Annotated in this window: 16 protein-coding genes and 2 pseudogenes; 8 read left to right on the top strand and 10 right to left on the bottom strand. The window is 73.2% G+C overall.

Annotated elements, in window-relative coordinates; translation table 11 throughout:
* Nucleotides 1-113: 113 nt before the first annotated feature.
* Entirely contained in the window at nucleotides 114-1,733 is a 1,620-nt protein-coding gene (locus tag AB0O19_RS02330) for a YDG/SRA domain-containing protein (RefSeq protein ID WP_363617107.1), read from the top strand.
* Between the two features lie 160 nt (nucleotides 1,734-1,893).
* Here the strand turns inward: AB0O19_RS02330 and AB0O19_RS02325 are convergent, their stop codons facing one another.
* From AB0O19_RS02325 to AB0O19_RS02295, 7 genes are all read right to left on the bottom strand, one after another.
* A complete protein-coding gene (locus tag AB0O19_RS02325) occupies nucleotides 1,894-2,274 on the bottom strand; it encodes a VOC family protein (protein WP_363582641.1) in 381 nt (126 codons plus the stop codon).
* A 285-nt stretch (nucleotides 2,275-2,559) separates the two neighbouring features.
* Nucleotides 2,560-3,513 carry an STM4011 family radical SAM protein gene (locus AB0O19_RS02320; protein WP_363617105.1) on the bottom strand — a complete coding sequence of 318 codons (954 nt, stop codon included), beginning with the start codon at nucleotides 3,511-3,513 and terminating at the stop codon, nucleotides 2,560-2,562.
* A complete protein-coding gene (locus tag AB0O19_RS02315) occupies nucleotides 3,510-4,841 on the bottom strand; it encodes an STM4012 family radical SAM protein (RefSeq protein WP_363617103.1) in 1,332 nt (443 codons plus the stop codon). Before AB0O19_RS02315 ends, AB0O19_RS02320 begins: the two co-directional genes overlap by 4 nt.
* The gene (locus AB0O19_RS02310) at nucleotides 4,838-5,722 is read right to left on the bottom strand and encodes an STM4013/SEN3800 family hydrolase (protein ID WP_363617603.1); all 885 of its coding nucleotides are present in this window, start codon (nucleotides 5,720-5,722) and stop codon (nucleotides 4,838-4,840) included. The genes AB0O19_RS02315 and AB0O19_RS02310 overlap by 4 nt, the downstream gene beginning before the upstream one ends.
* 47 nt (nucleotides 5,723-5,769) lie before the next feature.
* Entirely contained in the window at nucleotides 5,770-6,909 is a 1,140-nt protein-coding gene (locus tag AB0O19_RS02305; protein ID WP_363617101.1) for an STM4014 family protein, read from the bottom strand.
* A gap of 15 nt (nucleotides 6,910-6,924) precedes the next feature.
* Nucleotides 6,925-7,866 (bottom strand): STM4015 family protein, encoded by a 942-nt coding sequence (locus AB0O19_RS02300; RefSeq protein WP_363617100.1) that lies wholly within the window; start codon nucleotides 7,864-7,866, stop codon nucleotides 6,925-6,927.
* A gap of 77 nt (nucleotides 7,867-7,943) precedes the next feature.
* Entirely contained in the window at nucleotides 7,944-8,900 is a 957-nt protein-coding gene (locus tag AB0O19_RS02295; protein ID WP_363617098.1) for an STM4015 family protein, read from the bottom strand.
* A 201-nt stretch (nucleotides 8,901-9,101) separates the two neighbouring features.
* Here AB0O19_RS02295 and AB0O19_RS02290 point away from each other — a divergent pair, with 201 nt between their 5' ends.
* The 4 genes and pseudogenes from AB0O19_RS02290 (at nucleotide 9,102) to AB0O19_RS02275 (ending at nucleotide 11,976) form a co-directional block, all read left to right on the top strand.
* Nucleotides 9,102-9,428 carry a hypothetical protein gene (locus AB0O19_RS02290; RefSeq protein WP_063350717.1) on the top strand — a complete coding sequence of 109 codons (327 nt, stop codon included), beginning with the start codon at nucleotides 9,102-9,104 and terminating at the stop codon, nucleotides 9,426-9,428.
* A 199-nt stretch (nucleotides 9,429-9,627) separates the two neighbouring features.
* Entirely contained in the window at nucleotides 9,628-10,746 is a 1,119-nt protein-coding gene (locus AB0O19_RS02285; protein ID WP_363617096.1) for a DUF6745 domain-containing protein, read from the top strand.
* A 106-nt stretch (nucleotides 10,747-10,852) separates the two neighbouring features.
* Nucleotides 10,853-10,963, top strand: a pseudogene (locus AB0O19_RS02280) (MerR family DNA-binding transcriptional regulator); the annotation flags it as partial.
* 164 nt (nucleotides 10,964-11,127) lie between these two features.
* On the top strand, nucleotides 11,128-11,976 hold the full coding sequence (locus AB0O19_RS02275; protein ID WP_363617094.1) for a methyltransferase domain-containing protein: 849 nt from the start codon (nucleotides 11,128-11,130) through the stop codon (nucleotides 11,974-11,976).
* A gap of 387 nt (nucleotides 11,977-12,363) precedes the next feature.
* Here AB0O19_RS02275 and AB0O19_RS02270 read toward each other — a convergent pair.
* Nucleotides 12,364-12,914, bottom strand: a pseudogene (locus AB0O19_RS02270) (hypothetical protein); the annotation flags it as partial.
* 362 nt (nucleotides 12,915-13,276) lie between these two features.
* Between AB0O19_RS02270 and AB0O19_RS02265 the strand changes: the two are divergent.
* Nucleotides 13,277-14,713: a hypothetical protein gene (locus tag AB0O19_RS02265; protein ID WP_363617093.1), complete on the top strand. Its 1,437-nt coding sequence runs from the start codon at nucleotides 13,277-13,279 to the stop codon at nucleotides 14,711-14,713.
* 227 nt (nucleotides 14,714-14,940) lie between these two features.
* Nucleotides 14,941-15,267, top strand: a complete 327-nt coding sequence (locus AB0O19_RS02260; protein WP_363617091.1) for a carboxymuconolactone decarboxylase — start codon at nucleotides 14,941-14,943, stop codon at nucleotides 15,265-15,267.
* A 97-nt stretch (nucleotides 15,268-15,364) separates the two neighbouring features.
* On the opposite strand, the gene AB0O19_RS02255 is transcribed toward AB0O19_RS02260, so the two are convergent.
* Together AB0O19_RS02255 and AB0O19_RS02250 are read right to left on the bottom strand one after the other, a co-directional pair.
* On the bottom strand, nucleotides 15,365-16,642 hold the full coding sequence (locus tag AB0O19_RS02255) for a cation:proton antiporter (RefSeq protein ID WP_363617089.1): 1,278 nt from the start codon (nucleotides 16,640-16,642) through the stop codon (nucleotides 15,365-15,367).
* A 488-nt stretch (nucleotides 16,643-17,130) separates the two neighbouring features.
* Nucleotides 17,131-18,117 (bottom strand): helix-turn-helix transcriptional regulator, encoded by a 987-nt coding sequence (locus tag AB0O19_RS02250; RefSeq protein WP_363582661.1) that lies wholly within the window; start codon nucleotides 18,115-18,117, stop codon nucleotides 17,131-17,133.
* Nucleotides 18,118-18,401: 284 nt separating this feature from the next.
* Here AB0O19_RS02250 and AB0O19_RS02245 point away from each other — a divergent pair, with 284 nt between their 5' ends.
* Nucleotides 18,402-18,605 (top strand): hypothetical protein, encoded by a 204-nt coding sequence (locus AB0O19_RS02245; RefSeq protein WP_363617087.1) that lies wholly within the window; start codon nucleotides 18,402-18,404, stop codon nucleotides 18,603-18,605.
* Nucleotides 18,606-18,869 lie beyond the last annotated feature (264 nt).

Below are 18,869 nucleotides of genomic sequence, written 5' to 3'. Positions count from 1 at the left end.
GCGGGACTTGAGAAAGTTGATGTTGGTCCAGGTCAGAGGCGCACTGGCGTCATCGATGTGACTCACATCACAGGAAATGGGAGAGGAACTGTGAGGAATCTCACGGTGGGGATATGGCGCGCAGGCTCCCGCTGAGTGGAACGGGCCCGCTGGTCTCCTTCGCCCGCGAGCTCCGCGAACTCAAGGAACGCTCCCGGGGCACGGTCGAGACGGTCGTCGCGCGAGGCGCCTCGCGGACGGCGGTCTACGCCGCCCTGAACGGATCCCGCCTGCCGAGCGCCAAGAACCTGGACGCCATGGTCGAGGCGTGGGGCAGCGGCAGCGAGCTCGAACGGCGGCAGTGGCACGACCGGCGACGTTCCGCCGAGGAAGGCCTCGCGGAGGCGGCCCGGCGGCAGGGCGCGGCGACGGCCGGCCGCACACCCGAGGAGGAGGACTTCACCCGCGCGCTGCGCGGACTGTGGAGCAAGGTCGGCGACCCGTCGACCGAACGGGTGGCGCGCCACTGCGACCTGAGCGCGCGAACCCTCGACTCCTACCTGGACGGACGGACCATTCCGACGGAGTCGCGGCTTCGCGAACTCTTCGACGGGCTGTCCGCGCTGCGCGCCGATGACAGTGCCTGGCTGGCGGCCACCCGGGACACCTTCATCGGGGAGGTGCTCTTCCGCGCCCAGACGGCACGGCAGGAGGAGCGGGCGAGGGTCAGGGAACTGGCCACGGCCCTCCCGGAAGGACAGGCTCCCGTCGAGTTCGGCCCGTTCCCCGACGGCATCGGGCCGGTGCCGGGCGTACGACTGGGCCAGGAGTTCGACAACCGGCGGACGCTCTCGCTGGCCGGTGTGCACCGGCCGCTCCAGGCCGGTATCTGCGGTCTGCGAGAGCTCGGCGCGGAATCGATCGTGGTCTCCGGTGGGTACGAGGAGGACGAGGACCTCGGTGATGTGATCCTCTACACCGGGGAGGGCGGGCGAAGCCCGCAGACGGGGCAGCCGGCCCGGAACCAGCAGCTGACGCGCGGCAACGCGGCCCTGGCGACGAGCGCGGCGACCGGGGCCCCGGTTCGCGTGGTCCGGGGAGTCACCACCGCGACCCGCTCCTTCTACCGCTACGACGGGCTCTTCCGGGTCGAGGACCTCTGGTCCGAGACCTCCTCCGACGGTTTCCTCGTGTGGCGGTTCCGCCTGGTCGCCCTTCCCCCGGCCGAACAGGCTGCGGCAGTCGCCCGGGTATCGGATCGGGTGACGGCTCAGGTAGCGGCTCCGGTGACGGATCGGGTGACGGATCGGGTATCGGATCGGGTGACGGCTCCGACGGATGAGGACGGCCGGGAGACGGGGCCGGTCCGATCCGCGACATCGATCGAGCGCGTCGTCCGGAACACCGCGATCGCCACCCACGTGAAACGTGCGCACGACTACACCTGTCAGGTGTGCGGTGTCCGCATGGTGGTCCCGGGCGGCGCCTACGCCGAGGCCGCACACATCACACCCCTGGGGAGACCGCACCACGGGTCGGACACCGTCGACAACGTTCTCTGCCTGTGTGCCAACCACCACGTGCTGTTCGACTTCGGCATGCTGATCGTCAACGACGACCTCACGGTGGTGAGCCGCGACGACAGCTCCGTGCTGGGCCGGCTGCGAGAGGCGGCGGATCACGTCGTCGACCGGAAGCGCCTCGCGGAGCACCGGCTGCGGCACGGGGTTTCCCGGCACGAGGGCATGCGCTGACCCCTGTCCGGGCCGGGCAGGAGCAGAACCGGTTGTGCTGGCCCAGCCGTTGCGGGTGGGGGCCGGTCGTCCGGCGGTCGCGAGGCTGCTGCCCCGTCTGCTCGTGGTGAGCGGGCGGGGCAGCGGATTCGGCCCGGGGGGGTGGGGATGGGGGGTTGCGCTACCGGCTGACGGACTGGGCCAGGCAGAGGATGTTGCCCTCGCTGTCCTTGAACCAGGCGGCGCGCAGGTTGTCGCGTTCGGCGATGCCGTTGACGGTCTTCAGTCCGGGGAAGTCGTACTCCTCGAACGTGATGCCGCGCTCACGCAGGGCGGACATCGCGCCGTCGAGGTCGGCGACCTTGAAGCTGGCGAGGGTGTGGGCGGCCTGTCCGCCGCTGGGGGTGTGGTAGATCGTGAACTGGGTGCCGCCGCAGTCGCAGACCAGTTCCTCGTCGGTCTCCTCGGCGAGCTTGAGGCCGAGGGTGTCGGTGTAGAAACTCCTCGCGCGGGCGAGGTCGGCGGCGGGGATGACGGCCTGCAGTGGTGCGTCTCCAAGCATGGTGCTTCGCCTCCTCCTGCTTCCAGGCTAGGGACGTTGGCGGGCGGGCGCCCACGGGGGCGGGGGCGGGGGCGGCGATGGGTGGCGGTGGGCGGCGGCGGGGCGGGCCGGGCTGGAGCCGGCGGAGCCGGGGCGTGTGCGGGCGGTCGCCGGGTGTCGCCGCGCTCGGAGAGGTGCGGTCGAGCGGGACGAGCGGGGCGCGGAGGGTCCTGCACGGTCGTTCGTGTGCTTTCGCGGGTGGCGGCCCCGTCCGGCAATCGGGTTGTCGCGTCCCGCCGCCCGGTCTCAGCCGCGCTGTGGCCAGTCGTGTGGCACCCGCTCCAGCACGCCGGCGCCGAACAGCTCGTACAGCGGCAGGGTCTCCAGGTGGACGTAGCCGATGTGGCAGTCGCAGACCGGCAACGGGCAGCCGCGCGCCCGCAGCTGGGTGCGGTAGGAGCCGTCGTACAGGTTGCCGAGGACGTCCCGGACGAAGTGGCAGCGGCGGACGGTGCCGTCGCCGTCCACGGAGAGCACGGACTCGCCGGTTCGGCAGGGGCGGTCGGCGCTGGGGTGGGCGTGCCGGCTGTAGCCGAAGTGCGGGTCGACGGCCGCCCAGTCTGCGGCCTCGGCGTCGGTGTAGGTGCGGCCCTCGGCGGCGTTGACCCAGAGGTAGACGCCTGCGGCGAGTTCGGCGCGCAGCCGGCGGGCCTCGGCCAGGTGCTCGGGCTGGCCGACCACGCCGACGCTGTAGCGCACGCCCATGGCGTCCAGCTCCCGGCACTTGGCGAGGAAACGCTCCCGGGTGACCTGGCCGGGGTGGTACGTCACCCAGAGCGCGAGGGTGTCGGGATCGGCCTCGGCGAGCCAGTCGGTCCGGCAGCTGAGGTTGGTCTGGATCGCCACCCGGCGTACGTGCGGGAGCCGACTCAGCTCGACCAGCGCCCGTCGGTACCAGGACCGCACCAGGCCCTCGCCCCAGGGCGTGAACAGCAGGGCGAGGGTGTCACCGCTGCCCGCCCGGCCGGCCGCCCAGCCGGTGAACCGCTCCAAGGCCGCGCGGTCGGCGCGCAGTTGATCGGGTGTGTCGCGGCGCTTGGCGAACGGGCAGTAGGGGCAGTCGTAGTCGCAGGAGGCGAGCGGGCCACGGTAGAGCAGGGTGAGGTCGCGCCCGCGGTCGGCCGCGTCGGTCGGTGCGCTCTCGGCGCTCGGTGTGCGCGGTGCGGGCGGGGTGGTGGACGGCAGGCCGAGGAAGGTCATTTCGCCTCGTAGGCCGTCATCAGGGCCCGGACCTCGGGCGAGAACAGCATCGGCCCGGCCGCGTCCGAGTGCGCCAGGCCCTCCGGGCTGAGCACCAGGCGGTCCCGGTCATCGGCGAGCCAGCCGCGCGCGGTGAACTCGGCCAGCTCCGCCGGGAAGTCGGCGGCCGGTGTGCTGCCGAACCGGGCCCGGTAGTCGGCCAGCGGCATGCCCTCGGCCTGGAGCAGCGACTGCACCAGGTGCCGCCGGCGTGGTTCCCCGCCGCTCATCCGGTGCCCCACCTCGGCGTGGTGGAAGTCCTCGGTGGCGACGAAGTCGTCGATGATTCCGCGCACCTCGGTGGCGTTCACCGCGTAGTCGAAGGAGTAGTGCAGCCGCGAGGTGTAGGAGCGGGCGCCGCAGCCCAGGCCGACCATGCCGTCCGTCTGGCAGGCGTACTCGCTCGCCCCGGCCTGCGGGGAAGCGGCGCGGCGGAACATCCGCATCGACACCTGCTGATAGCCCTGGGCCAGCAGGTGGTCGCGGCCGGTGCGGTAGAGCGCGAGCCGGCGGGTGTCCCAGGCGGAGTGGCTCTCCTGCTCGCCGCGCCGGGCCAGGCCGGTGAGCGGGCGCACGTAGAGCGGGTAGAGGTACAGCTCCTCGGGCTGCCAGGCGAGCGCGGCGTCCAGCGAGTGCAGCCAACTGGCCTCGGACTGGCCGTCGATGCCGTAGATGAGGTCGATGTTGAGCACCGGGAACCCGGCGGCACGGATCCGGTCGAGGGCGGCCTCCACCTCGGCCCGCTTCTGCGGGCGCACGGCGGAGCGGGCCTCGGCGTCGACGAAGGACTGTACGCCCAGGCTCAGCCGGGTGGTGCCCCGGGCGGCCAGGACCTCCAGCCGGTCGGCGGTCGAGGTGGCGGGGGAGGCCTCCACCGAGAGCGGTATCGCCCGCAGGTCGGCGCCCATCCGCCGCTCGGCGATGTCGCACAGCCGCTCCAGCTCGAGGGCCGTCAGGTAGGTGGGGGTGCCGCCGCCGAAGGCGGCCAGCGCGAAGCGCGCGCCTTCGTCCAGCGCGGTGCGGACGGCCACCGCCTGGCGCTCCAGGGCGTCCAGGTACGCGGTGGTCAGGCCCTCGGGGCTGCCGATCCTGGTGAACAGGTTGCAGAAGCCGCAGCGGACCTCGCAGAACGGGATGTGCAGGTAGAGCGAGAGCGCGTCCTGCGCCTCGCCGGCCCACAGCTCGCGCAGCCCTGGGCGCTCGGGCAGCGGGCGGTAGGCGGTCTTGTGCGGGTAGGCGTAGACGTAGGACTGGTAGGGCGAGTCGGGGCGCGGGGGTGCGGTGGTCATGCGCGCTCCTCGGTGGTGGCGGTGGCGGTGGCGGTGGCAGGGACGGCAGCGGGAGCTGCGGGGGCGGCATCGGGGACGGCCGCGGGGATGGTGAAGTGGGCGTACGGGACGGTCCAGACCACCTCGTGGCCGATCCGGTGCCCGGTGTAGCCGTCCTCGCCGTACGCCGTGCCGTGGTCGGAGCAGACGATCGCGAAGCAGGGGCGGCGGGAGCTCATCGCCGCGAAGAGCCGGCCGATGTGGGCGTCCACGTACTCCAGGGCGGCGGCGTGGCTGGCCCGGGAGTCGCCGTGCTCACGGGTGGCGCCGGGCAGGTGGAACCAGTTGGGCTGGTGCAGCGCCGAGACGTTCAGGAACAGGAACAGCGGTTGCCCGGCGGGCTGTTCGGCGGCGACCCGCTCCGCCCGGGCGACCTGCTCCTCGAAGGACGTCGGGGACGGCACGCCCATCCCGGGATCCCAGTGGCTCTCCTGGAACAGGCCGGGCAGTACCGAGCCGAGCGGGCCCTGCTTGTTGAAGAAGCCCACGCCGCCGATGCAGACCGTCCGGTACCCGGCGGCGGCGAGGGCGGTCGGCAGATCCGGTGCGTCGAACACCCAGGTGCGCGGGGCGGTGCTCTCGGAGCCGGCGAAGCGGGCCGCGAACAGGCGCGGGTGGGGGCCGTCGGGGGAGGCCGGGGTGGGCAGGAAACCGGCCAGGATCGCCTGGTGGGAGGCGTAGGTGAAGCTGCCGGGCGCGTGCCGGCGCTCCCAGCGGCCGCCGGGGAGGAAGGCGGCGAGGTGCGGGATCCGGCCTGCGGCGGCCAGCTCCTCGGCGACGTCGAAGCGGAGCGTGTCGAGCGTGACGAGCAGCAGGTCGTGCGTGCCGACGACCGCGTTCATGTCGGGGGTCGGAGCGGGAGCCTGGGTGTGGGGGGAGGTCTGGTGGTTCATCGGGAGGGTTCCGTGATCTGGTGGTCCGTCGGGGTGGGGAGGGGCGTTCCGGTGGTGCGGCCGGTGGCCCCGGTGAGGGCGGCGAGCTGGGCGCCGTAGGTGTCGAGGCCCTCGGCGGGGCCGCCGGGCAGGCCGGTGAGGTTGGGGAGCAGGTCGCCGAAGGCGTTGACCTCGCCGACCAGGGCGCGCCGCCAGCCGGCCGTGGGCAGGACGTCGACCCCGACCATCAACGAGCCGGGGAAGCAGGCCGCCGCGCGCTCGGCTGTCTCCAGCAGGGCAGGCCATGCGGGCCCGGCGGCCTCCCGGGCCAGGTCGAGGCTGCCCCGGGCGCCGCCGAGGTGCAGGTTGGTCATCGGTTGCGCGCTCGTGCGCACCACCGCGTGGGTGGCCCGGCCGGCGACCACCACCACGCGCAGGTCGGCCGAGCGGCCGGACTGCGCGGCCTTCGGGATCCACTGCTCGACGTGCAGCCCGTCCGGTGCCAGCCGGTCGATGATCTCGGCCACCTCCCGCTCGCCGCGGTACTGGCGGACCCGCAGCGAGTTGTGCAGCAGCCCGTCGGCCAGCTCGACCGAGGTGGTGGCCAGGACCTGCCCGCGCGGCCCGAACTGCAGGGCCGTCACCCCGGAGGCGGAGGAGCCGTGTGCGGGCTTGACGAAGACCCGTCGCAGGCCGGCCGTGGCCAGCCGCCCGCGCAACTGCTCCCAGCCGGTGACCTCGCCGCCCAGCGCCCGGGGTACCGGCACCCCGGCGGCGGCGAGGAGCGCGTGTGCCCGCCGCTTGTCGAACATCACGGCGATCTCCTCCGGATCGCCCAGCAGCCGTACGCCGGGGCGCCCGGCCAGCTCGCGCAGCGCGGCCGTCACCCCCGCGTACCAGGCGGCCGTGCCCTCGACCCGGGTCGGTGCGTAGGACGGGCCGAGCGCCGGGCCGCGCAGTAGTTCGTCGACCAGGGCCTCCTCGCCGGGCGACTCGATCCGCAGCAGGCCGTCCTCGGGCAGCCGGTAGTCGCCGCGCAGCACGTCCAGCCAGGACAGGACGGCGGGCTCGGGCAGCCCGGCGGCCCGGGCGGCGGCGGCGAACAGCGTCACCCGCCGGTGCCCGGGATTGCCGAGGACGGTCAGCCGCGGTGTCATCGTGCCGTCACCCGCCTACTCGGCGACCGCGACGTAGCGGTCCCCGTCGTCCTCGTCCTCGTCGGGGTCCTCGGCCTCGGAGAGGTCGAGCGCGACCCCGGGCAGGGCCTCGGTGAGGCGCTGCTGCATCTCCTCGCCGACGTAGTGGTGGTGCAGGTCGAGGGCGCGCAGGTGGGTGAGCGGCTGGCCCTCCAGCAGGGCGGCGGCGCCGTCGTCGGAGAGCACGCCCATGGACAGGTCGAGCGACTCCAGCCGGGCCACCACGGGCGCGTGCGCGACGGCCGAGGCGATCTCGTCCTGGAACTCGCTGTTGGCCAGCCCGAGGTGGCGCAGGCTCGGGAGGTGGGCGCCGTCCAGGAAGGGGGCGAGGTCGTCGATCGTGGCGTCACCGCCGTACTCGTCCACGCCGAGCCAGAGCGTCAGGCGCTCCAGTGCCGGCAGCTCGGAACCCGCCACCGCCCGCACCACCCGGGCCGGCAGGCCGCCGGCCTCGAAGCGCAGCGCGGCCAGCCGGTCGTGCCGCACGGGCTGGAGGCTCAGGTCCGTGCCGCCGCGGACGGTCAGCTCGGTCAGCCCGGGGAAGGCCGTCAGCAGGGGGGTGACGTCGCCCATCTCCATCCAGGAGATCTCGCACTCGTCGTAGGTCACGTCCCCGAGGAAGAGCGCTTCCAGGGCGGGCAGGCGCTCCGCTTCCGCGGTGATGGCGGCGACGGTGGCGGCCACGGAGACGTAGTCGCCGCGCCACCAGGGGCCGATCACCAGGGCGCGGACTCCGGCAGGGTCGACGGTGTCGAGGAAGGTCTGCCAGAGCTGCGCGAAGTCGTGCTTCGCGTCGTAGTCCAGGGCGAGCCGCCAGGCGACCGAGCCGGCGGCGGGCGGCGTGCGGGTGCCGTCGTCGGGGGTGAAGTCGCGGATCGGCAGGTCGTGGAAGCGGTCGGGGTGGAGGGAGACGGTCATGTCGGTTCCAGACGGATGGGCGTGGTGGGCTGGTCGGTGCGGCGGTGCGGCGGCGTCGGGCGCGCGGTCGGTGACGGCTACTCGGCCACGGCGACGTAGCGCCACCGGTCGTCGGGCTTTCCGGCCTCGGAGAGGTCGATCTCGACGCCCGGCAGGGCCTCGGTGAGGCGCTGCTGCACCTCCCCGGTGAGGAAGTGGTGGTGCAGGTCGAGGGCGCGCAGGTGGGTGAGGGGCTGGCCCTCCAGCAGGGCGGTGGCGCCCTGGTCGGTCAGCACGCCCATGGCGAGGCTGAGCGACTCCAGCCGGGCCACCACCGGCGCGTGCGCCACGGCGGCCGCGATGTCGTCCTCGAACTCGCTGTTCTGCAGGCCCAGATGGCGCACCGCGGGGAAGCGTGTGCCGTCCAGGAAGGGGGCGAGGTCGTCCAGCGTGGCGTCGCCGCCGTAGTTGTCGACGCCGAGCCAGAGTTCGAGCCGCTCCAGGGCGGGGAAGTCGCAGCCGGCCACCGCCCGCACCACCCGGGCCGGCAGGCCGCCGGCCTCGAAGCGCAGGGCTCGCAGCGCCTCGTGGCGCACGGGTGTCAGCTCCAGGTTGTTGCCGCCGCGCACCACCAGCTCGGCCAGCTCGGGGTAGGCCGTCAGCAGCGGGGTGACGTCGCACATCTCCAACCAGGAGATCTCGCTCTCCTCGTACGTGACGTCGCCGACGAAGAGCCCTCGCAGCGCGGGCAGCCGGCCCGCCGCCTCGACGATCGCGGCCAGGGCGGCGTCGAGTTGCTCCGGCTCGTCGGAGAACCACGGGCCGATCACCACGGCCGTCACGCGCTCGGTGTCGACCGTGTCGAGGAACTGCCGCCAGCGCTCGGTGAAGGCCTCCTCGGAGTCGTAGTGCAGGCCGATCCGCCAGGCGGCCGACGCCGGCTCCGGCAGGGTCACGGCTGCCGCGTCGCCGCCGTCGGCGGCCTCGTCCAGGGCCTGGACGAAGTCGAAGACCGGGAGACCGTGGAACTGCTCGATGTGGTGGTTGACGGTCATGCGCTGCTCCTCAGGGGTCGGGGCCGAACACGTGTCTACCAGTCGGGTCCGACAATCCGGTGGCCGGGTGGCGGGCCGGGCGCGTTGTCAGACCCGTGCCCTACGTTCTGGTCGTGGCTCCGGAACGTGACCGCGAACAGCGCGGCGGAGCCCGGGATTCCGGCAGCCGCCGGGGTCCGGCCGTACGGCGAGGGGGGACTGATGTACCGCCAGGGTGATGTGCTGATCGTGCCGGTCGAGGAGGGCGCCGTGCCGCCCCGGGTGGCCGCGCTGGCCGTCCAGCCCCGGGACGGTCGGGGCCGGATGGTGCTGGCCCTCGGGGAGGTCACCGGTCACGCGCACGCCGTGGTCGGTCCCGGGGAACTGCGCCGGGAGGCCGGTCCGTTCGGCGCGGGCTGGCTGCACCTGCCCGAGGGCGGCCGGGTGGTGCACGAGGAGCATGCGGCGATACCGCTGCCGAAGAGCTGGTACCGGGTGGTGCGCCAGCGCGAGTACACCCCGGGCGCAGTGCGGGTGGTCGCGGACTGACGCGGGGCCCGACGAGCGGGCCGACGGCTGACGGACTGGCAGCCGGGCGGGTGGCCCGGCGTCGGGCGACGGCAGGCGGCGCGTAGACGGGTGGGCGGGCGCGGCGTGCAACGCGGAACGTGCGGCGTGGAACACGCAGTGCCGAACGGAACGGAAGCAGGCGGCCGGGCGGGGAGCCCGGCCGGGAACGGAGCAGACGATGGAGACGACGATTCCCGACCGCCCGGCGGGCGCGGTGACGGCCGGGCCCGCCGAGGTGACGGCCCGCTGGCGGGCCGCTGCGGCGGCCACCGGTCCGGCCGCCCGGTCGGCGGCCGAGCACGCGGTCCGGGCCGCCTACCGGGCGGCCGGGCTGCCCGAGCCCGCGGCCGTCCGCTGGTTCGGCTCGCCGTTCGCCGCCGCCGAGGCGGCGCTGCAGCTGCGGGCCGCCGGCGCGGTGAGCGTGCGCGAGGCCGTGCGCACCGGGCCCTGGGAACAGGCCCGGCGGCGGGCCGTCGAGGAGGTCGGCGCGGCCGGGTGGGCGGCGCACTGGGCACTCACCGGTGGCGAGCTCGGCCCGGTCACCACCCCGCTCGCCGACCGCATCCGCACGGCGGTCCTCGACCGGCTCGCCCCCGAGGTCGACCGTGAGGAGGCCTCGGACGACGCGGCCGCCGCCGCCCGTGCCCGGCGCACCACCGTCCGGCTCGCCCTGCTCGACGCCGTGCGCGGCCAGCACGACGCTCCCTGGTTCGCCGCCTTCGAGGCCGCCTCCGACGCGGGCGGGGGCAGCGCCGAGGCCGTCGCGCCTCTCGCCGGGGTGGCCCGCGAGACCGGCTGGTGGTGGCCGTACCAGGGCGTCGCGCTGGTCAGCGAGCGCCCCGTCGCGCTGCACCGCGACGAGGCCGGGCGGCTCGACCGGGCGGACGGCCCCGCCCTGGAGTACGCCGACGGCTTCGCCCTGCACGCCTGGCGCGGCATGCCCGTGCCCGCCGAGTTCCTGGCCGGGCTGGCCGACGTCACCGTCGAGCGGATCCGCACCGAGGAGAACGCCGAACTGCGCCGCGTCCTGCTGGAGCACTACGGCTACGAGCGCTACCTGGCCGACTCCGGTGCCGAGCCCATCCACCGCGACGAGACCGGCGTGCTCTGGCGGATCACCCTGCCCGACGACGAACCGGTGGTCATGATCGAGGTCGTCAACTCGACCGCCGAGCCCGACGGCACCTTCCGCACCTACTGGCTGCGCGTCCCGCCGAGCACCCGCACCGCCCGCGCCGGGGTCGCCTGGACCTTCGGCATACCCGAGTCCGAGTACCACCCGCAGCGCGAGACCTGACCGGCCCGGCCCCCGGCGCAGGCCGCTGAGCTGCGAATCTCGGCCCCTACCCCATGTCAGGCCGCACGGTGGGGCACAGCGGAACGGCACGGCCCAGGGAAGAACGATGAGCTGGTCGGCAGGGCAGGTCTCCCGATTCGCCGGAGTCACGGTGCGGACCCCGCACCACTACGACCGATCCGGGCTGCTGCCGCCCATTGGAAGAAGCCCGTTAGGGCGGGTGGTTGCCAGCGGGAGGCGGTGAAGCCGGCCTCGGAGGCGAGGGTGATGAGCTGGGGCTGGGGGAGGGCCCAGTAGGTGGAGCCACGGATGTCGGTCTGCGGGACGACCCGGCGGGTGAAACCGTTCGCCGGGCGGGCGGGCCACCGGGATGATGACGGTATGCGCACCTTCGAAGAGCTGATCGCCGAGGCCGAGGCGGTGTCCGTGGACGGCTGGGACTTCTCCTGGCTTTCCGGCCGCGCCACCGAGGAACGGCCGTCCTGGGGCTACCAGCGGCTGCTGGCCGAGCAGTTGGGCCGGGCCTCGGCGGCCTTGGACATCCAGACGGGCGGCGGCGAGGTGCTGGCCGGCGCGGCCCGGCTCGCCGCTGCGAAGCCCGTCGCAGGACAGCCCACGGCAGGACAGTCCACCGCAGGACAGTCCGCCCCCGGCGCGCCCGCCCCCGCGCAGCGCGGAGCGCTTCCGGCCACCATGGCGGCCACCGAGTCCTGGCCGCCGAACGTCGCGCGCGCCACCGGCCTGCTGCACCCGCTGGGCGTGGTGGTGGTCGCGGACCCGGACGAGCCGCCGCTGCCGTTCGGCGACGGGGCCTTCGACCTGGTCACCAGCCGTCATCCGGTGAAGGCCTGGTGGTCGGAGATCGCCCGGGTGCTGCGGCCCGGCGGCACCTACTGCGCCCAGCACGTGGGGCCGGCGTCCGGCTTCGAACTGGTTGAGTACTTCCTCGGCCCGCAGCCTGAGGCACGCCGGGCCCGCCGCCCGGAGGACGAGAGCGCCGCCGCGCGGGCCGCCGGGCTGGAGGTGGTGGACCTGCGCTCCGAGCGGCTCCGGATGGAGTTCCTCGACATCGGCGCGGTGGTGTACTTCCTGCGCAAGGTGATCTGGATGGTCCCGGGCTTCACCGTCGACGCCTACCGGGACCGGCTGCGCGAGCTGGACGCCCGGATCCGAGCCGAGGGCCCGTTCGTGGCCCACTCGGCGCGTTTCCTGATGGAGGCGCGCAAGTAGATCGACTGATCCGGTGTCCGCATCGTACAGATATGGAAGAGTCGAGGGAAGTCTGGAAGGTCCGGCTGGCCGCCCCTGCCAGTGTGAGCACCGTTTGTCCGGGAGACAGCTCGAAAAGTGCTCTGAACTGGAGAGATGTCCCGTGCAGTCCCGCGTCGAGAGCGATTCGATAGGTGTTGGGCGGCCTGCTCAGCCAGTGCGATGGGACCCATGGGCCTCCAGCTGGGGGCCTCCGCGGGTAAGGGTGCTGACAGTGGCCGAGTCTCGCGTCCGGGCTTGTTGGGCAGGGTCTGCTCGTACCTATGCTGACCTCTTGCTGACCATATCTGATGAACCATCAGATATGCGCTGTGGCTCACAACAGGCCGGGCAGGCCGGCGGTGGTGGCGCGGCGAGGATGGCGACCTGGCGGCCGTCGAAGATGCGTTGGCCGATGCCGGGGTGTTCCTCGATGTGGTGCAAGGCGTCCGTCCAGCGGCCGGTGGAGGTGAGGGCGCGGGTTCCGTCGGCGATGATGACCCGCCACAGCCACTGGCGGACTTCACTGCGCTGCTCTCCGGTCTCGGTGAGGTGGGCGGGGACGGTGATGCCGTCAAGGGAGGACTTGGTGGCGGTGGTGACGGCGCGGTAGAGGCCGAGGAGGAGTTGGCGGCCGCGGCGGTGGTGGCCGGCGCGGATGTGGAGGCGGGCGAGGTTGACGATCGGCTCCAGGCCGCGGATGGCGCTCGTCGAGGGGAGCGGGCCGCGGGTGAGGTAGAGGGCGGCGTGGCGGTGGCACAGGTCGCGGGCGTAGTCGGGTAGGGCGAGGTCGGAGGCGAGGAGCGCGGCCTGGTTGAAGACGGTGGAGGCGAGGCCCGGATCGTTCTGCCGGGGGCCGTGTCGGCCAGCCCGGTGAGTCGGCCGACACGGGCGTCGAGGGGTTCGAGAGGACACCGCATCGCGCCCGTACCCGAGGCCTGGCGGTGCACGGCTCCGTCACCGAAGTCGAGTGACGCTTCCACAAGCACCACTCACGGATCTTCGCGGTGAGCTCTTCATCGGGCCACGCCGCGGATTCGGGTCACAACCGGCACGGTGGAAGCAGCCGGTGACATCGATCCGAGAACGTGGACCCGTCGAGTGCGGGACCGGCGGAAGTCCCGGCGCCGATGGTCTTGGTTGGGCCGCAGGCTGCGCTGGTCACCTGCGTGAGCGCTCCCGGTGGCGGTCCCGGCACGTCGGGCATTTCCTGGAGGGGGCGAGCCGATCGTCAACCATCTCGTCCAGGACAGTTGACCCAGGGAGTATGTGATGCCCGCCGATGCGTCAGGGCCGGATCCGGGGGGGGGGATCGGGGGACGCGAGGCCGCCGGATGGCAAGGGCGAGCGGTCGGCTCACGGCGGGCGGCCCGAGCCGGCCGAGCTCTCGACGGGCGAACGCAGTGAGCTGGACCAGCTGCGGCACCGTCTCAGCGCCCTGGAGGCGTCCGCACAGCCGTCAGGGGACCGGCACCACCGGCTTCGTACGTCGGGCGCGGTCGTCCTGATCGTCATCTCCTCTCTACTGGCGCTGCTCTCGGTCATCGCGGTCTGGACGAACTCGATCGTCGGCGACACCGACCGGTACGTCGCCACGGTCGCGCCGCTGGCCGGCAATCCGGATGTCCAGGCCGCGCTCACCGATCGGGTCACGTCGGAGGTCCTGGCCCAGATCGACGTGAAGGCCGTGGTGAACGAGCTGTCCCAGGCAGCCGTCCAGCAGGGTGCGCCACCCGAGCTCGGCAAGCTGATCGGCGGCCTGAGCGGGCCGATCACCAGCGGCCTCACGCAGTTGGTCAGCACCACCGTGAACAAGGTGGTGACCAGCGATCAGTTCGCGACCCTGTGGGTCGACGCGAACCGGGTGGTGCACTCCTCGCTGGACAAGGCGCTGACGGGCAAGGGCGGGGGAGCGGTCTCGCTGGAGAACAACCAGGTCGCCATCGATATCGGGCCGATCGTCGCCAAGGTCAAGGACCAGTTGGTGAGCTCCGGCTTCGGACCCGCCGCGAAGATTCCGGAGGTGCACACCAGCTTCGTGGTGTTCGCCTCGAAGGACATCGGCAAGGTCAAGAGCTACTTCCGGCTTCTGGAGATCATGGGGTCCTGGCTCCCGGTCATCGCGGTGCTGATCGCCGCGGCCGGCGTGTTCACCGCCGTGAACCGGCGTCGCGGCCTGATCGGTGCCGCCCTCGGGGTGGCCGTCACCATGCTCCTGCTGGGAGCCGTGCTGACGGTCTTCCGGTCGTTCTACCTCGATCACCTGCCGCCGGGGGCATCCCAGGCCGCCGCCGGCGCGATCTACGACGCACTGATCCGCTTCCTGCGCGCAGGCATCCGGGTCGTCGGCGTGACGGCGCTGGTGGCGGCTGCCGGCGCGTTCCTGATCGGCCCGTCCAGGGCCGCCGTCGCTGTCCGCAGCGCCTGCAGCTCGTTGATCGGCGCGTTGCGCGAGGTGGCGACGTCACACGGCATGCGCCTCGGGCCGGTGGGCCGTTTCGTGCACCGCTGCAAGCGCTGGATCGGCGCCGCCATCCTGGTTGTGGCAGCGGTCGTCCTCGCCACCTGGAACTACCCGACGGCGGTCGTGGTTCTGTGGATCGTCGTCGTGGTGCTGGCCGGGTTCGCGATCCGGGAGTTCCTGGATTCCGAACCGGGAGGCTCCCCTCCGGTGCCGTCGGCACCCACGGTCGAAGGCGGCCCATCCGCAGGTGGTTGAGGCTCCGGGACCAGGGAGGCGACGCCGCGCCCAAGACGCTGCCGGCAGCGTTCAGCGCGGATCGGCACCAGTGCCGGGTGCGCGTCTGCCGCCTCCCCGAAATGCTGCCCGTGCAGTCGGGATGCGTCTCGGCAGGAGTGTTCCTAGAGTTGAAACAGGGGGTGCGACGCAGGGTTCCTTCTCGCTACTGACGCGTCGGCTCCGGCGCACCCTGGAGATGGCTCAGCATGGCGACATCGTCCGAAACCCCCGTCCTCGACACCCTGGCCGCCATGACCCTCGACTCCGTCGAGCGGTGCGGGCTGCCCCCGGACATGCTCATCCTCACCCGTATTGCCGCACTCGCGGCCATGGACGCACCGGCGGTGTCCTACCTCGCCCACATCGATCCGGCCATCCAGACCGACCTGACCCCCGCCCAGATGCAGGACGTCCTGGTCGCGATCGCTCCGATCGTGGGAACCGCCCGGGTCATGTCCGCGGCCACCCACATCACCGAGGCCCTCGGGTACGTCATCGCCGTGGCCGAAGGCGAAGCCGGACTCGAAGCGTAGGCGGCCTCTCCGGAATCCGGGCCGCCTGGGCTCCCGACAGCGGTCCGGCCGTGCGCGCCCCGCGTGGGGCCGGGCCTCGGCGTCGCCGGCGACGAGCTCACCGCCCGCTGAGACGGTTGTCGGCCGGGGTGCGGCGGATGAGGCGTCGCTCGGGGATTTCGGCCGGCGAGGCGGGCGTTCCCTGTGGTGCGGCGAGGCGCGGTCCGTAGCGCTTGGCCAGCGGGTCCGCGCTGAGGCCGTGCGCTAGGACGCTGAGCAGCACCGTGAAGGCGATCGCGGTGACAGCGGGCCGAGCCACGGGCCCGGCGAGGTCTTCCAGTGCGAGCAGTCCGAAGACGACGGACGCCAGGCCGCGTGGTCCGAACCAGCTCAGGAACAGGACGGCGGGTCGGCCGAGACGGGTCCCCGCCAGTGCGAGTGCCACCGGCAGCATCCGGACGACCGTCAGGCTAAACACTGCGTACAGCGCCGTCTGCCAGGTCAGAGCCTCCATCGCCGGTACCACCGCGATCACGCCGAAGATCAGCCAGACCAGCAGGGAGAGCAGGGCACCGGTCTCCTCGACGAAGGGGACCAACGCGGCCGCCGGGCCGCCTGCGGCGGTGAAGGCCAAGCCACCGGTGAACGCCGCGATGAACCCGTTGCCGTCCAGCGCCACCGAGGTGGCGTAGCAGCACAGTGCCAGGCCCAGGACCGCGGCGCCGGCGAAGCCCTCCGCCACCCAGCCGCGGTCGCGGCCCAGCTTGATCAGTCGGCCGCCGCCCCCGCCGACCACAGCGCCGATCAGCAGGCCCAGCGCGAGTTCGGCCACGGCCTTGCCGAGTCCGGTGCTGCCGACGTGTTCGGCGGTCGACGCCCCCGCGATGGCGACCAGCACGACGGGGGTCGCGATCCCGTCGTTGAGTCCGCTCTCGACGTTGAGCAGCCGTCTGATCCTGGCCGGGACCGCCGGATCGACCATGACAGCCGCACCCAGAGCCGCGTCGGTGGGCGCCAGCGCCGAGCCGACGAGCAGGGCGAGCCAGACGGTCCCCACCCCGGGCAGGGCGAAGGCGGCAAGTGTGCCCAGTCCGATGGACAGCGGCAGCCCGAGGAGCAGCAAACGCAGGCACAGCCCCAGATCCGGGCGTAGCTGGCGCAGCCCGACCCGGGAGGCGTCGGAGAACAGCACCAGCGCCAGAGTCGCCTCGGCCAGGACCTTCACCATTTCCGGGCTGGGGGTGATCCCGAGCGGCGTCAGCGGGCCGTGGGTCAGCAGGACGCCGGCTGAGGTGAACACGATGGGCGCGGTCATGTCCAAGCGTTCCAGTCGTGCCGAGAGCATCCCCCAGACGAAGACCAGCCCGGTGATGATCGCCAGATCCGCGGAGGTCATCGCGTCACCTCGGATCTGCTGCCGCGATGGCCGACCGGACTGGACGCGTGACCGGTGCGGGCCGGTGGGCGGGCGGTGGGCGAACGGCGGCGGGGCCGATCCTGCTCCGTCCCTTCCTCTGTCATGGCTGCAGTGTGGCAGCCGCGCCGCAGGGCAGGTCGCAGGCGTACACCCACCGTGGCGGACGTGTCGGGCCCTCTCGGCGGCTGACCGTTCGGACGTCCGACCCGGGCCTTCCCGATCAGGGCCCGACGTGAGAAGGCGCCGCCCGTGCGCGGACGGACGGTGCTTCGCGGCCGAGCCGATCCAGCGCCGAGGGCGGTCCGCCTCCGGGCCGCCGCCGAGGCACGGGGTGCGGGCTACCTCGTGGCCGGTGCCTTCGGGGCGGCGTTGTACGGGGTGTGGTGGTCGCCGATGTGCAGCTGCTCCCGGAAGCGGTTCTCGTTTCGGAAGCCTCTCCGTGACCGGCCTCCGCGCCTTCGGCCCGGTCAGAGCCAGCCGCGCCGGGCGGACTTCAGCCCGGCCTCGAAGCGGCTGGCGGCTTCGAGGCGTTCCATCAGGGCCGCCATCTGGCGCCGGACGGTGCGGACCGAGACGCCGAGCCGCTTGGCCACCGCTTCGTCGGTGAGTCCGGTGGAGAGGAGGCGCAGGACCTCGCGCTCGCCGGGGCTGAGGCCCACCGGCTCCCCACCGGCGCGGTCGTCGGCGATCGGGACGGCGGCCTCCCAGGTCCGTTCGAACAGGGCGACCAGCGGGGCGACGATCCCCGGCTCCCTGGTGCACAGGGCGCCGGCCCGGGTGTTCTGCGGGTCGATCGGTACCACCGCGGTGCTCCGGTCGAAGACCAGCATCCGCGGCGGCAGGACGGGAGCGGTCCGCACCTCGCCGCCGAGGCCGACCAGCCAGCGGGCGTAGCCGAGGGTCGCCGGATCGTCGTGGACGCTGTCCTGGTAGATGGTGCGCAGGCCGACCCCGCGCAGCAGGGCCTCCTCGTCCAGGGGGCGGGAGGCGGCCAGGCTGGCCGCGGACTGGGCGCCGCCGGGCATCACCGCCAGGGCCTCGGTGGTCAGCCGGGCGCTCAGCATCTCCAGCTTCTCCTGGATGGCGTCCAGCCCGACGAGCCGTTCGCGGCCGCCGACCGGGGTGTCGGTGCGCAGCGTCGCGTACGCCGCCAGGGCGCGTGCGACGGCCGCCTTGGAGGCGGCAAACTCCTGCTGACGGCAGGCGAGTTCCTCTTCCTGTCGGCGCAGCAGGAGGTCGAGCCCGCGTTCCGGGCTGACCGGTCGCAGCGCGCCGGGCCGATCGCGGGAGGCCCGGAGCAGGGTGAGGTCCGCGAGCCGGTCGAGGGCGGTGTGCACGGCGGCCTCGGGAAGCGCGAGCCGGTCGCAGATTTCGGCGATCCCTCCGTCGGGGTCGGTGAGCATTTCCCGGTAGACCGCTTCCGCGGTGGTGTCCAACCCCAGCAGTTCCAGCATTCCGCGCCCCCGATCCCCGTGGTCGATTCGGTATTCCCGATCGGCCCGTTGTCGATCTTTCCGCCGGGTGGACACCCTTGCAAGGCATGATCCGGTCAACGCCCCCGCCCAGGTCGTCCGGGCCTCTTTGCAGCAAGCTGCCTGGCCTGATCCTGCCTGCCGGATCCGCTTCCCGTGACGGTTCGTGGAGGGGAGGATTCGCCGTGCGCGCTCTCTCGCCAAAGCCCGGACACCCAGAATTCCGGCGCCCTCGCCCTGGTTCCCGCACAGAACAGGACTCCGTCGTGTCCGTCCGCCCGCTCGCCACCGTCCTCGTGTCCCTCGCCCTCGCCGCCCCGGTCGTCCCCGCTCTCGCCACCCTCACCGCCTCCGCCGCCTTGGCCCTCGCCGCCGGGGGTGCGGGCGGCGGGATCGGCTGGGACGGCCCCTCCGCCAGGTCGATCGGTTGGGACGCCCCGCCTGCCGCCGAGGCCTCCGGGCGGTCCTGACCTCGGTGTTACCGGTCCACCTGGCCCTGTCGGCCGGTTCCGCCTAGCCGTCGGGCGATGCGGTCGCCGCGAAGGTCCAGGCCGCCCTGTGGTCGTGTGCCGGTCCCGGCGGCGGCCTGGAGCACGCGCGCCTGCGCTCCTGACGGGACGGCGGCCCGTTCGAGGGCGTGGGCGCTGGTGGCCCGGGCACGGGCCGCCAGGGGTCGGCATCCGTTCGATCCGCGGTAGCCGGGCTCGAATGGTTTCCAATCTTCCGGACGGTTT

The sequence above is a fragment of the Kitasatospora sp. NPDC091276 genome (assembly GCF_040684355.1).
Taxonomy (GTDB): domain Bacteria; phylum Actinomycetota; class Actinomycetes; order Streptomycetales; family Streptomycetaceae; genus Kitasatospora.
The sequence above is the reverse complement of the archived record's forward strand: the minus strand, read 5'-3'. Positions and strand labels throughout refer to the sequence as shown.